The sequence below is a fragment of the Prochlorococcus marinus CUG1415 genome (genome assembly GCF_017696015.1).
GTDB lineage: Bacteria > Cyanobacteriota > Cyanobacteriia > PCC-6307 > Cyanobiaceae > Prochlorococcus_A > Prochlorococcus_A marinus_AE.
Map to the genome: position 1 here is coordinate 852,895 of NZ_JAAORL010000001.1, position 13,745 is coordinate 866,639.

13 protein-coding genes are annotated in these 13,745 nt (G+C 29.1%); 9 read left to right on the forward strand and 4 right to left on the reverse strand.

The genetic code is table 11. The features are described 5' to 3' along the window. Window positions 1–14 precede the first annotated feature (14 nt). Window positions 15–395, forward strand: coding sequence for a DUF3110 domain-containing protein (locus HA143_RS04865; protein WP_209083633.1), 381 nt, complete (start codon window positions 15–17; stop codon window positions 393–395). Between the two features lie 37 nt (window positions 396–432). Then, window positions 433–870, forward strand: coding sequence for a peptidylprolyl isomerase (locus tag HA143_RS04870; RefSeq protein ID WP_209083635.1), 438 nt, complete (start codon window positions 433–435; stop codon window positions 868–870). Between the two features lie 4 nt (window positions 871–874). Here the strand turns inward: HA143_RS04870 and ribBA are convergent, their stop codons facing one another. Beyond that, the gene (gene ribBA, locus HA143_RS04875) at window positions 875–2,599 is read right to left on the reverse strand and encodes a bifunctional 3,4-dihydroxy-2-butanone-4-phosphate synthase/GTP cyclohydrolase II (protein ID WP_245210855.1); all 1,725 of its coding nucleotides are present in this window, start codon (window positions 2,597–2,599) and stop codon (window positions 875–877) included. Between the two features lie 88 nt (window positions 2,600–2,687). Here ribBA and argC point away from each other — a divergent pair, with 88 nt between their 5' ends. Continuing rightward, window positions 2,688–3,743, forward strand: a complete 1,056-nt coding sequence (argC, locus tag HA143_RS04880; RefSeq protein ID WP_209083644.1) for an N-acetyl-gamma-glutamyl-phosphate reductase — start codon at window positions 2,688–2,690, stop codon at window positions 3,741–3,743. Here argC and purN read toward each other — a convergent pair. Then, entirely contained in the window at window positions 3,727–4,383 is a 657-nt protein-coding gene (gene purN / locus HA143_RS04885) for a phosphoribosylglycinamide formyltransferase (RefSeq protein WP_209083646.1), read from the reverse strand. The genes argC and purN overlap by 17 nt on opposite strands. A gap of 183 nt (window positions 4,384–4,566) precedes the next feature. Between purN and HA143_RS04890 the strand changes: the two genes are divergently transcribed. Beyond that, window positions 4,567–6,150: a glucose-6-phosphate isomerase gene (locus HA143_RS04890; RefSeq protein ID WP_209083648.1), complete on the forward strand. Its 1,584-nt coding sequence runs from the start codon at window positions 4,567–4,569 to the stop codon at window positions 6,148–6,150. Here HA143_RS04890 and leuS read toward each other — a convergent pair. After that, window positions 6,147–8,717 (reverse strand): leucine--tRNA ligase, encoded by a 2,571-nt coding sequence (gene leuS, locus HA143_RS04895; protein WP_209083651.1) that lies wholly within the window; start codon window positions 8,715–8,717, stop codon window positions 6,147–6,149. The genes HA143_RS04890 and leuS overlap by 4 nt on opposite strands. Before the next feature lie 107 nt (window positions 8,718–8,824). Here leuS and dapF point away from each other — a divergent pair, with 107 nt between their 5' ends. The 4 genes from dapF to HA143_RS04915 are packed head-to-tail and all read left to right on the forward strand — an operon-like array spanning window position 8,825 to window position 12,708. Continuing rightward, a complete protein-coding gene (gene dapF / locus HA143_RS04900) occupies window positions 8,825–9,685 on the forward strand; it encodes a diaminopimelate epimerase (RefSeq protein ID WP_209083653.1) in 861 nt (286 codons plus the stop codon). Next, window positions 9,685–10,857, forward strand: a complete 1,173-nt coding sequence (locus HA143_RS04905; protein ID WP_209083655.1) for a cysteine desulfurase family protein — start codon at window positions 9,685–9,687, stop codon at window positions 10,855–10,857. The genes dapF and HA143_RS04905 overlap by 1 nt, the downstream gene beginning before the upstream one ends. Next, window positions 10,857–11,483 (forward strand): DUF1995 family protein, encoded by a 627-nt coding sequence (locus HA143_RS04910; RefSeq protein ID WP_209083664.1) that lies wholly within the window; start codon window positions 10,857–10,859, stop codon window positions 11,481–11,483. The genes HA143_RS04905 and HA143_RS04910 overlap by 1 nt, the downstream gene beginning before the upstream one ends. Window positions 11,484–11,490: 7 nt before the next feature. Beyond that, on the forward strand, window positions 11,491–12,708 hold the full coding sequence (locus HA143_RS04915) for a D-alanyl-D-alanine carboxypeptidase (protein ID WP_209083672.1): 1,218 nt from the start codon (window positions 11,491–11,493) through the stop codon (window positions 12,706–12,708). 8 nt (window positions 12,709–12,716) lie between these two features. Here HA143_RS04915 and coaD read toward each other — a convergent pair whose 3' ends face one another. After that, window positions 12,717–13,190, reverse strand: coding sequence for a pantetheine-phosphate adenylyltransferase (coaD, locus tag HA143_RS04920; protein WP_025961160.1), 474 nt, complete (start codon window positions 13,188–13,190; stop codon window positions 12,717–12,719). Between the two features lie 59 nt (window positions 13,191–13,249). Between coaD and HA143_RS04925 the strand changes: the two genes are divergently transcribed. Next, complete coding sequence (locus HA143_RS04925) at window positions 13,250–13,738, forward strand: flavin reductase family protein (RefSeq protein WP_209083674.1); 489 nt, start codon at window positions 13,250–13,252, stop codon at window positions 13,736–13,738. Window positions 13,739–13,745: the final 7 nt, after the last annotated feature.

Sequence of the window (13,745 nt, forward strand, 5' to 3'; positions counted from 1 at the left end):
AAAAATTGATAATTATGGACATATTTGTTCTTTTATATAATTCAGGAACAGATAAAGAAGGAATTCATTCAATCGAACTTAAAGGAAGAACTATAGTTCTTATGTTTGAAGACAAAGACGATGCGACAAGATACTGTGGTCTACTTGAAGCTCAAGATTTCCCTTTGCCAACAGTTGAAATGATCGACATAGAAGAAATAAAAGAATTCTGTATTAACTTAGATTATGAATGTAAATTAGTTGAGAAAAACTTTGTTCCTAAAACAGCCGAAGACAGGTTACTAATTTCCCCACCCCAGAAAAACCTAGAGGTTGAAGATTGGGGACAAGATACTAGTAATAAAGAAAATATTGATATAAATACCATTAAGGAAAACCTTGAAAAGTTGCTTTAAGGTTTAAAATACAAAAAGTTTAATAAATAAATAAAAAATGACAAAAGCATTGTTTGAAACTCAAGTTGGTAACATTAATATTGAATTTTTCTCTGATGATGCACCTAATACTGTTAATAACTTCACAAAGTTGATAAGTGATGGTTTTTATGATGGTTTAGCATTTCACAGAGTTATTCCTGGATTTATGGCTCAGGGTGGATGTCCAAATACTCGTGATGGAGCATCTGGCATGCCTGGAACTGGAGGCCCAGGATACCATATTCAATGCGAAATCAATTCAAAAAAACATCTAAAAGGTTCACTTTCTATGGCTCATGCAGGTAAGGATACTGGCGGTAGTCAGTTTTTTATAGTTTATGAACCACAACCTCATCTCGATGGAGTTCATACTGTTTTTGGTAAGACTGATGATATGGATGTAGTAATAAAGCTTACTAATGGTTCAAAAATTCTTAAGGCAACCTTAATTTAGTAATTTAGCCTTCAAAAACAATACTAAATGTCTCTTTATCTAAATTAAATTTTCTTGTATATGAATATAAGATTTCATTATTAATAGTAAATTTAGTATTGATTAATTTGATGCTATTTTTTGGGTGTAATGCTTGTTCAATGTTTTTAGAAACAATAATTCCAATATTTGTACTATTTTCATATTTGTATAAAAACTGAATAAATAATTCTATATTCTTTATTTCCTCATCAGTAATGTTGCAATTGGTTCTATTCTGATCATGTAAAATTCGCCAAACTAATTTTGGTCTATTCCAAAAAGCCAATAATCTTGGACTACTTTCAAGTTTAATATTAATGTTTTGATCTCTACAGAATTTAATAACATTATTTTTTATTGGAACTAGATCAATAGATTTATATTTTCCGTCAAGAAAAATTGATATAAATGGATCGATATTCCTGGAATTAGTATTATCTTCATCAATCATGTGGCCTAACTTTGTTTTTTTTACACTCAAATATTCTGCATTATTATCGTTGGGACAAATCACTAATGGAACTCTCTCAATAACTTCTATTCCATAACCACCTAATCCAGCAATCTTTCTAGGATTGTTTGTCAGTAATTTTAATTTTTTTATCCCTAGATCAGTTAATATCTGTGCTCCAACTCCATAATTTCTTAGATCAGCTGGAAATCCTAATTTTTCATTAGCTTCTACAGTATCTAATCCACCATCCTGTAAACTATAGGCTTTTAATTTATTAATTAGACCAATTCCTCTGCCTTCTTGTCTCAAATAAACAACTACTCCCTCTTCCTCCTTTTCTATCCTTGATAATGCAGCCTCTAACTGTGGTCTGCAATCACATCGTAATGATCCAAAAGCATCGCCAGTTAAACACTCTGAATGCATTCTTACTAGTACAGGTTCGCTTAATTTTGATGATTTTTGTTTAACTAATGCAACGTGCTCTGAACCATCAAGTTCATTAACATATCCATAAGCTTTGAAATTTCCAAAAATACTTGGAAGAATTGCATCGGATTTTCTAAATACAAATCTCTCTGTTTGAAACCGATAACTTATTAAATCAGCTATTGATATTAATTTCATTCCCCACTGTTTTGCATACTCTTTAAGTTGTGGCAGTCTTGACATGGAACCGTCAGGATTTTGTATTTCACAAATCACTCCAGCGGGATAGAGACCTGACATTGAAGCAATATCTACTGCTGCTTCTGTATGACCTGCCCTTTTTAAAACCCCACCTTTTTTAGCTCTTAAAGGAAAAATGTGTCCTGGCCGCCTTAAATCATCAGGTTGTGTATTTGGGTTTATAGCAACTTGAATTGTCTTAGCCCTGTCTTCAGCAGAAATACCAGTAGAAACGTTATTTTCAGGTCCAGCATCAATTGATATCGTAAATGCTGTTTGATTTTTATCTGTATTTCTATCTACCATTAATGGTAAATCTAAAGAGTCAAGTTTTTCCCCTTGCATAGCTAGGCATATGAGACCACGTCCCTCAGTAGCCATAAAATTAATTTGCTGAGGAGTTGCAAACTGAGCCGCACAAATTAAATCTCCTTCATTTTCTCTTCTTTCATCATCTACCACAATTATGCATTCACCATTCCTTATCGCTGCCAACGCATCGCTGATAGGATCAAATTCAATTTTAAAAGATTCATTTATATCCAAAATTGTTCCATTATTTGATTTGGGACTTGTTTCTTTCATTATTCCTATCAATATAGAAAAATAGTGTTTTAGTTACCTTAAATTCAACACTTTATAATCCTATCTCAAAGTCTGCCAACTCAAAGAAATGAATGTTGCAATAGTAGGTGCTACTGGTTACGGCGGTATTCAAGCGGTAAATCTTTTAAAGAAAAATAAAAACTACAAAATTTCATTTTTAGGAGGTAATAAAACATCTGGATCAAAGTGGAATGATAATTTCCCTTTTATTTATCTAGATAATGATCCTTATATAGAAGAAATTTCAGTAGAGAATATTTCAAACAATTCAGATGTTGCATTGCTTTGCTTACCAAATGGCCTATCTTCAACTTTGACAAGGGAATTATTAGATAGAGGAGTTAAAGTTATCGATTTATCTGCTGATTACAGATATAAGTCCTTAGATGAATGGAAAAAAGTATATTCCAAAGAAGCTGTTATTTATAAAAGAAATGATGATGATTTATGTAAAGAGGCAGTCTACGGACTCCCTGAAATAAATAAAGATGCGATTTCAAAAGGAAGATTAATAGCTTGTCCAGGATGTTATCCAACATCTTCTCTTATTCCACTAGCTCCTTATCTTTCGCAAGGAATTATTGAAAATGAAGGTATAGTAATTGATTCTAAAAGCGGAACTTCTGGAGGCGGTCGAGAACCTAACCAAAAGCTACTCTTATCAGAATGTGGAGAAGGTCTATCAGCATATGGATTGATAAACCATAGACATACCTCAGAGATCGAGCAAGTAGCATCTTTAATTTCTGGGAATAAAATTGAACTGCTTTTTACTCCTCATTTGGTTCCAATTTCAAGGGGTATGCATTCGACTATATATGGGAGATTAAGAGATCCAGGATTAACCTCTGATGATTGCAGAATTCTTCTGGATAATTATTACAGAAATTTTAAAAATATTAAAGTATTACCTGTAGATACATACCCTTCAACAAAATGGGTTAAAAATACAAACCAAATTTTCCTTTCTGTAAAAGTTGATATTCGTAATGGAAGGATTATTATTTTATCTGTAATTGATAATTTGTTAAAAGGTCAGACTGGGCAAGCAATTCAAAATTTAAATATTATGAGTGGCTTTTCAATGGATGAAGGTCTTGATTTAACTAATAATTTTCCATAAAATTACTTCTTATCAAAAACCCAGCTTGAGAGATTGAGTAAGGTAAAATTTTATGCTCAAGCATTTGTATTCTTTTGGTAAGTGATTCAATATCATCATCATTCCTAATAGACAATGCAGCTTGCATTATCAATGATCCACTATCTACCTCCTCTTCTACAAAATGTACGGAACAACCAGTTATTTTTGAACCATTTAATATAGAGTCCTTTATCGCGGAACCACCTTTATATGCAGGAAGTAATGAAGGGTGAATATTTATTATCTTATTCTTAAATTTATTAATAAAAAATGGAGAAACAATTTTCATCCAGCCTGCCATAACAACAAGTTCAACATCGTAATGAATTAAAGTATTTAGAATTTCTAATTCAAAAGCTTCTTTTTGTAGAAAGTCTTTGCCTCTTATAATTTTGTGAGGTATTTTTTTACTTTCAGCTCTTTTTATACAACCGGCTTCATCTTTGTTAGTAATTAAAACTTTTATATCGATATCTAATTCTCCTTTTTCTGAGAGATTAATTAATTCCTGAAAGTTAGTTCCTTTCCCAGAAGCAAGTACACCTATTTTTAATTTTGGTGTAAATCTTCTAAATTCAGATATCTCAGGCGAAATTATGTAATTAAATGATCTATCCAAAATTTTTTTATTTTATCCAATGATAAATTCATATGAAATAAAAAAAACCCTCAATTTTAATTGTTTATATTCAAAAACATATTTATTTGAAGATAATAATTTAAACAAATTTAAATGATTCAAATCTATGTACTATTCGTATAGATATAATTGAATAATAAATAAAAGAAACAAATATATAAAATGAATGGAGATTTAAACTCTTGGGATAAATTTTGTAATTATCTTTGGTTTGATAAAAAATTAAATATTTGGTTAGACATAAGCAAAATTAATTTCACAAGTAAAGAGATAAAGAATTTAGAAGATAAATTTAAAGATGTTTTTTCATCAATAAAAGAATTAGAAAATGGTGCAATCTCAAATATTGATGAAAATAGACAAGTTGGACATTATTGGCTTAGAAATCCATCAATTTCACCCTCTTCAAAAATAGGAGAAGAAATTAGAGCAGATATTAATTCAATCTCTGAATTTGGAAAACAAATTTTAAATGGGGATATTAAGAATAAGAATAATCAGATGTATACTGATGTTCTTTGGATAGGAATTGGTGGAAGTGGATTAGGACCATTACTTATTACAGAGTCACTGCAGAAGTGTTCTAAAGGCTTAAATTTTTCTTATATCGATAATGTTGATCCTTTTTTAATTAGCGAAAAGTTAGAAGAGTTATCTGAAAAATTATCAACAACATTATTTGTAGTAGTAAGCAAATCAGGTGGTACGCCTGAACCTAGAATTGCTATGGAAATTATTAAAAGTCACTGCGAAAACAATTCTCTTGAATGGAATTCTAATGCTATAGCTATAACTATGAAAGGTAGTAAGTTATTTAAAAAAGCTACTTCTGAAAATTGGTTAAAAATATTTAATTTGCAAGATTGGGTTGGTGGAAGAACTAGTATTACAAGTTCTGTAGGATTACTTCCATTAGCTCTTATTAATGAAAATATCTCTGAATTTATCAGAGGTGCATCATTAATGGATGAAGCCACACGTATAAGTGATTTTAAAAATAATCCAGCAGCACTATTATCATCCGCATGGTATTTAACTGGGGATGGTATTGGAAAGAGAGATATGGTCGTATTACCTTATAGAGATAGGTTACAGGTATTTAGTAAATATCTTCAGCAATTAGTAATGGAATCATTAGGAAAGAAATTTAATAGGAATGGTCAAGTAGTTAATCAAGGTATTTCCGTTTTTGGTAATAAAGGATCTACAGATCAGCATGCTTATGTTCAGCAACTGAGAGATGGTATTGATAATTTCTTTTGTATTTTTATTGAATTATTAGATTCTCCATCTACTAATATATTTGATGAAAAAGAGAATCCTAAAGAATATCTTTCTGGTTTTTTGCAAGGAACAAGATCAGCACTCTCTAGTGAAAACCGACAAAGTATCACTATTACGTTAGAAAAGTTAAATTGTTTTTCACTAGGTGCCTTAATCGCTTTATTTGAGAGGGCTGTATCCTTCTACGCTGAATTGGTAAATATAAATGCATATGATCAACCTGGAGTTGAAGCTGGAAAGAAAGCAGCTGCAAATATTATTGAGTATCAACAAAAAGTAAGTAATTTATTAGATGAAGGTGGAGAATATTCTATAAATGACATAACATCATTATTTGATAAGTCAGTTAGTGAACCTATATTTTTTATACTCCGTGAAATGTGTTTCGCTAATGATAGTTATTTAGTTAAGGGCGATTGGTCAAATCCAAATTCATTAGTTATTCAAAAAATAAATTCTTAAACAACAATATTCATTATTTTTCCTTTAACAATAATTATTTTTCTTATTTCCTTATCTTGAGTCCATTTTAATATGTTAGGTCTTTTAAGAGTCAATTCTTTAATTTGATCTTCACTCATATCATTATTAATAGTTACTTTGTCTCTAACTTTTCCATTCACTTGTATTACTAGTTCATATGAATCTTCCTTTAGTGCCTCGGCATTAAAGGAAGGCCAGTGTTCTAAATGTACAGATTTTTTAAATCCTATAAGATGCCATATTTCTTCTGCAATATGAGGTGCAAATGGAGCCAACAAAATACAAAATGTTTTTAAAGCATCAATTTTTAAATTATTGTTTATGTCATTAATGGAATTTGATAATGAATTATAAAACTTCATTAGTTCTGAAATCGCAGTATTAAATTGGTTATTTAATATGTCATTTGAAATTTCTTTTATAGCAATATTCATTGACTTTATTAAACTTTTTTCTTTATCTGGATAGGAATTAGATTTACTATTTATATCTTTTGCACAATTTATATAAAGCTTCCAAATCCTACTTAAAAATCTAAATTGTCCTTCAACATCTGTATCTCCCCATTCCAAATCTTTTTCTGGTGGTGCTTTAAATAATATAAACATTCTTGCTGTATCTGCTCCATATTTTTTAATTACTGATTCAGGGTCTATTCCATTATATTTAGACTTAGACATCTTCTCGAAAAGAACTTCGAGTTTAGAATTGTCAATTGGATCTGTAGGATTTGATAAGTCAGTAATATCGGAAGGAGAAACATATTTACCAGTTTTATTGTTTTTATAGGCTGCGGCCTGAACCATTCCTTGCGTTAATAGTTTTTTGAAAGGTTCATCAATATCAAATAGTTCATTATCTCGTAAAGCTTTAGTGAAAAATCTTGCATATAACAAATGCAATATTGCATGCTCTACTCCTCCAACATATTGATCTACAGGTAACCACTTATTAATTTCATTCTTTTCAAATGGCTTAGTTGAACATTTTGAAGATGGGTATCTTAAAAAATACCAAGATGAACACATGAAAGTGTCCATAGTATCAGTTTCTTTTCTTGCCGCTATTCCACATTTTGGACATGTTGTATTTATCCAATTATTATTATTACCTAAAGCATTAATCTTGTTAGCGGAGATTTCTATATCTTTTGGTAATGAAACAGGCAAATCCGATTGGTTTAAAGGAACAGTTCCACATTTTTTGCAATTAACGATGGGTATCGGACATCCCCAATATCTTTGTCTAGATATTAACCAATCTCTTAAACGATATTGAATTTTATTTTCGGCCCATCCATTATTTACTCCCTCCTCTGCAATTTTTAATTTAGCAATAGAATTTGCTATACCATTGTATTCATTTGAATTAATTAGATATCCATTTTCTACATAAGCATTATCAAGCTCCTTACTTTGTTCACTTTTATCCTTTACTATTACCTGTTTAATATCTATATTGTTTTTCTTAGCAAACTCAAAATCCCTTAAATCATGAGCAGGTACACCCATAACAGCGCCTGTACCGTATTCATCAAGAACATAACTAGCCACCCAAATAGGTATAGGTTCAGAATTAACTGGATTTATTGCTATTAAGCTAGTTTTTATTCCAATTTTTTCAAGTTCATTATTTTTATTATTTTTCAAATATTGTTTAAGATTTTCTATATCTTGTATAGTTTCTTGATCAGTAATTTTTTTAATTAATGAATGATTAACAGAAATTGCTAAATAAGTAACTCCAAATAAAGTATCTGGCCTTGTTGTAAATGCAGTTATTTTCTTTTCTGGATTGGTATTGATATTGAAATTAATATTTGCACCAATTGACTTTCCAATCCAATTATCTTGCATTATTTTTACTCTTTCTGGCCAGTTATCTAATTTTTCTAAATCCTTCAATAACTCATCCGCATAATTAGTAATTCTTAAAAACCATTGCTTTAATAATTTTTTTTCAACTACTGCCCCAGATCTCCAAGATTTACCCTCTGAGTCAACTTGTTCATTCGCTAGGACTGTATTATCTATAGGATCCCAATTAACTTCTGATTCCTTTTGATATACAAGACCTGCCTTGTATAACTCTAAAAATAGATATTGAGTCCAAATATAATAATTTTCATCACATGTTGCAAATTCCCTATCCCAATCAACTGATAGTCCCAAAAGCTTTAATTGTGACTTCATATGAGAAATATTTTTTTTAGTCCAGACACTTGGACTAATTCCTCTTTCAATCGCAGCATTTTCAGCAGGCAAACCAAAAGCGTCCCAACCCATTGGATGTAAGACAGATTTACCCTTAAACCTTTGGAATCGAGCTATTAAGTCTGTAATAACATAATTCCTAACATGTCCCATATGAAGATTACCTGAAGGGTAGGGAAACATTGATAAGGCATAAAATTTATCGCTATTCTCAGTTAATTCATCGGTTTTGTATAAATTGTTTTCTGTCCATATTGACTGCCATTTTTTTTCTATTTCAGATGGATTATATAAATTGGTATCAGCCTCATATTGTTTATCGGGAGAAATCACTTAATTTTTATTTGTTAAATTATTATTTTAATATCCATTGTATAAAATAGAAATAGATTGTTAAAAGGAATAATTTATAATTAAAATTTAAGATATATGAATTACAAATGAAAAATATAACTTTTGAAAAATATCAAGGTAACGGCAATGATTTCGTAATAATAGATTCTAGAGGAAATGAATTATATAAAAATTACAAGACAAATAAAATATTTGATATAGAAAAAATTTGCAACAGGCAATTTGGTGTTGGAGCAGATGGTTTGATTTTTATAGAAGAACCTAATGAAGATAATTATGCAAAAATGATAATTTTTAATTCTGATGGTTCTGAAGCACAAATGTGTGGAAACGGAATTAGGTGTTTAGTTGAGTATCTCCACGTAAATGATTCAATGAATAATAAAAATATAGAATATAAAATTGAGACTAAAGCAGGTTTAAAAATTGCAAAATATATAAATGATGAAATTACAGTAAAAATGGGAGTTCCAATTTTAGAATGTCAAAATATTCCAACAACAATTGAAAAAAAAATAAATTCAATTCCTTCACATGAATTTATTGAGAAAGATTTTAATAATATGGGTTATGCCGTAGGAATGGGAAATCCTCATTTAATATTCTTTGTAAAAGACATAGAGTCAATTGTTCTTTCCAGACTTGGTCCTATATTTGAAAAGAATGAATTATTTCCTGAAAAAACTAATGTGCATTTTTGTCAAATTTTAAATAGAGATAATATCAAAGTAAAAGTATGGGAAAGGGGTGCAGGACCAACCTTAGCTTGTGGAACAGGTGCCTGTGCTATCCATGTGGCAGCTTATAAATTAGGCCTTTGTAATTCACAAACCATAGTAACCTTACCAGGAGGTAATCTTAAAATTGATTGGTCAAAAGACGATTGTGAAGTAATGATGACCGGTAATGCTAAAAAGGTTTTCTCAGGATCAATGTTAGTAAATTAATGGAAAATAATTTTATCTATTTAGATAATGCATCCACAACTCCGTTATCTGAGAATGTTTTAAATATAATTAATTCAACTTATAGGAATTATTGGCATAACCCTTCATCTACATATGAGCTAGGGATAAAATGCTCTACATATCTTGAAAAAATTAGATCTAAAATTGCTTATATATTTGAAGCAGATCCTGAGGATATAATTTTTACATCTGGTTCTTCGGAATCGACAAATATTGTATTTAATAATATTTATGAGAAATTTAAAAATGGTAGGATTGTTATTTCAAATGTTGAACATCAAGCAACAACTATTTGTGCTAATAAACTAAGAAAACAAAATTGGGATATTTATGAATGGATGGTAAATAATGATGGAATTTTAAATATTTCTAATATTGAAAAATTTTTAAACAATGATACTAAGCTTGTATCAATTATTTGGGGACAAAGTGAAATTGGGACAATACAACCTGTCCAATTTATTGGTTCCAAATGTGAAGAATTAAATATAATGTTTCATTTAGATGGAACTCAAATATTAAGTAATGGAATATTCAGTTGGAAAGATCTTAAATGTGATTTTTTAAGTTTATCCGCTCATAAATTTGGAGGTCCAAAAGGGATCGGTATTCTTTTAACAAAAGAAAAGTCTAGACAAATTTTAAAAAATAAGGACATATCACTTACTCAGGAATTTTCAATTAGACAAGGTACACAAGCTTTGCCATTAATCGCTGGAATGTATGAATCATTAAAGAATATTGAAGGAAAAATAAAATTATATGAATACATAACTGAATTTCCTTCTAATAATATTAATAAACTTAAAAATTATTTTTTTCAAAAAATTAAAGATAATAATCATATAAAGATTACGGGTAGTATTAACCATAGACTTCCCAGTCATATTTCTTTTCTACTATTAAATAAACTATTTGAGCCTATAAGGGCCTATAAGATTGTTAATTTCATGTCAGAAAATAAAATAGCCATAAGTAGTGGAAGTGCTTGTTCAAGCTCATCTGGGAAACCTAGCTCAACACTTAAAAATATTGGTTTAAAAGATGATGAACTATATTCAAATATTCGTGTTACTTTAGGTTCAATAAACAATAAGTCAGAAATAGATAAATTTTTAGAACTTATTCAAATATGTATTGACAAATTTTAATGGAAACCAATTACAGACTACCTAAAGATTTAAATGAATCTCTTAAGAATATGGAGGATGCAATTATTCCAAGTTTATTAGATTCAAATAAAAGATTTACTATAGAATTTAATTTTGAAGGGTTGAAGTTTAACAGAATTGGAATAACTATCTACAAGATATTGTCTAAAAATAATAATGTATTCATAACATTTGCTGACCAAGGTGCTGTGGCTTTGGCTCAAAGAGACTATCCAGATATCAAAGATAAAATCTTTACTTTTAAATCATTTAATGAATCAAATAATATAAATAATATTGATAGTGCAATGATATCGATACTACCTCAGCCATATGATTTCGATTCATTTGAACGAATGTCTGATAATTATCAAGGTACGCATTATTCATTAAATCCAAAATTTGAAGATGCCAATATTGGTATAGGAAGTGTTATTAGAGAGCGACGTAAAAACTTTGTCAAAACATGGAAAAATATTTATTTTCTACAGCCTTTAAATAAAGCTGCTCTTATGCATATTTATCCAAATAACTGGTTGCTTTTCAAAGAAGAAAATAAAAGATATTTTTTTAAAAAAGAATTTGAAATTAAACCCGACAATGAATCTATTTTTGTAAATTTATAGATTGAATGTGATAAAAAAAATATATTCATTTTTCTTTATTGTTCTTGTATTAGTAACATCTCCTTTCTTAATAAGATATTTACTAGCAAAACAGAAAATAACTATTTTAAATAGTATTTATTTTAATTTCCCGGGAATAATTACTAAAAACAAAATATGTCCTACTTATGATGCTTTATTGAATCAAACGCTTGATGATTCTTTTAGTGTATCAATTATTAATAATAAAGGGGAAATAATAAGTTCCTACAATGAGGATGTTCCAAGGTTGCCAGCATCTAACCAAAAATTATTATCATCAGCTTATGTTTTAAGTAAATATAAATTAAATAATAATTTAAAAACTTCCTTATTCAAAAATAAAAACGATTATTATTTATACGGTCAAGGTGATCCAGATCTTAATTATGATCATATAATCGAACTAATTTCAAATGTTAAAGAAAATAAAATTATTAACTTTAATATTGTAGAAATTGATTCAAAATTATATTGGCCTAATGGTTGGACAAATACAGATAAACTTTACGAATATGGATCTCCAATTACATCTCTTGCAATAGAAAGTAATCACAATAAATATGATGATATTTATGCATTAAAAAATTTTATTAAAAATTATTTAAAAAATAAATTTCCAAATTCAAAAATAAATATAGATTTTCTTGATTCAGAAAAAACTTTTTATTTAAAAAATATTAAAGAGATAAATAAAGTATATTCAACTCCAATTCTTTCATTATTAACTCTAACAAATTCTGAAAGCCATAATTTTACGGCTGAATCTCTTTTTAAAAATGCCTCAAATACATGGAACGATAATAACTATATAAAATTGAAAAGATGGCTTGAAAATAAAGGCCTTCCAGCAACTAATTCATACTTTGCAGATGCTAGTGGATTGTCACGAAAAAATAAAATTACAACAAAGTTAGTTGTATTGTTTTTAGATAAAATGAGATATTTTAATGATTTTAAAGCTTATCAATCTACACTTTCAATTACAGGAGTGAGAGGAACATTAGCTAAAAGATTTGTAAATAGTGAATTGTCTGGAAAGTTTTTTGGCAAAACTGGGACTCTTTCAAATGTCTTTGCATTATCTGGCTTTTTATATAAAAATGACAAGCCAATAATTATAAGCATTATCCAAAATTCTAATAAAATTGATAAAGAAAAAGCTTTTAAATTATTACGTGATCTTTATTACTTGAAATCCTGTTAAAAAAAATATTATTTAAAATATTCTTTTAAATCCCTCTCAACAGAGGGGGGTACCATGTGATTAATTTCACCACCAAATTTTGCAACTTCTTTTACTAAAGAACTACTAAGAAAACTATAATTTGTATTTGTAGATAAAAATATAGTTTCAATATCATTATTAAGAGATTTATTTGTATGAGCAATCTGAAGTTCATACTCAAAATCACTCATTGCTCTTAAGCCTCTAAGAATAAGATTAGCTTTTAGATCATTTGCACAATCAACAGTAAGACCAGAGTAAGAAATAACTTCAATATTAGGTAAATGAGAAAGAGAATTTTTTATTTGTATTATTCTTCTTTCAAGATTAAATGTTGGTGTTTTAGAGGTATTTTCTAAAACAGCAACTACTAGATTGCCAAATATTTTTTCAGCCCTTTCTATTAAATCAAGATGCCCATTTGTTAAAGGATCAAATGTACCTGGATAAAGAATTTTCATGAATTTATTATGATCGAATAAGAAATTTAGTTAAAATAAGATTATTAGTTAAATCAATTATGACATTAAATCTAGAAGCAAAAAAAATCTTATTAAGAAAAATACCTCATGGATTATTTATTTGTGGCGTTAGAGACGAGGATAAAAATGAAGTGAATGGATTTACTGCAAGTTGGGTGACTCAAGGTTCTTTCACTCCACCATTAGTTGTAATGGCTGTTAGAGCAGAGGGTTCTAGTCATGAAATAATAGAGTCAACCAATAAGTTCTCATTAAATGTGCTCAAAAGTGATCAAAAGGATCTAGCAGCTGTTTTCTTTAAACCTCAAAAAGCATTAGGAGGTAGATTTGAATCTGTTGAATTTAATTTAGGTGAGCTTGGATTGCCTATTTTAGTTGATAGTGTTGGTGGTGTTGAATGTAATGTTGTTGGAAGTGTTATGCATGGAGACCATACCGTTTTTGTAGGAGAGGTTCAATCTGCTTATCTGAATAATGATGTTGACTCACTAAATTTATCTTCAACTGGCTGGAATTATGGAGGTTAATCATTAT

Bases quoted from the DNA above. Each gene is read 5' to 3' on its own strand.
- HA143_RS04865 (WP_209083633.1), top strand. From the start codon at position 15: ATGGACATATTTGTTCTTTTATATAATTCAGGAACAGATAAAGAAGGA.
- HA143_RS04870 (WP_209083635.1), top strand. From the start codon at position 433: ATGACAAAAGCATTGTTTGAAACTCAAGTTGGTAACATTAATATTGAA.
- ribBA (WP_245210855.1), bottom strand. From the start codon at position 2,599: ATGAAAGAAACAAGTCCCAAATCAAATAATGGAACAATTTTGGATATA.
- argC (WP_209083644.1), top strand. From the start codon at position 2,688: ATGAATGTTGCAATAGTAGGTGCTACTGGTTACGGCGGTATTCAAGCG.
- HA143_RS04890 (WP_209083648.1), top strand. From the start codon at position 4,567: ATGAATGGAGATTTAAACTCTTGGGATAAATTTTGTAATTATCTTTGG.
- dapF (WP_209083653.1), top strand. From the start codon at position 8,825: ATGAAAAATATAACTTTTGAAAAATATCAAGGTAACGGCAATGATTTC.
- HA143_RS04905 (WP_209083655.1), top strand. From the start codon at position 9,685: ATGGAAAATAATTTTATCTATTTAGATAATGCATCCACAACTCCGTTA.
- HA143_RS04910 (WP_209083664.1), top strand. From the start codon at position 10,857: ATGGAAACCAATTACAGACTACCTAAAGATTTAAATGAATCTCTTAAG.
- coaD (WP_025961160.1), bottom strand. From the start codon at position 13,190: ATGAAAATTCTTTATCCAGGTACATTTGATCCTTTAACAAATGGGCAT.
- HA143_RS04925 (WP_209083674.1), top strand. From the start codon at position 13,250: ATGACATTAAATCTAGAAGCAAAAAAAATCTTATTAAGAAAAATACCT.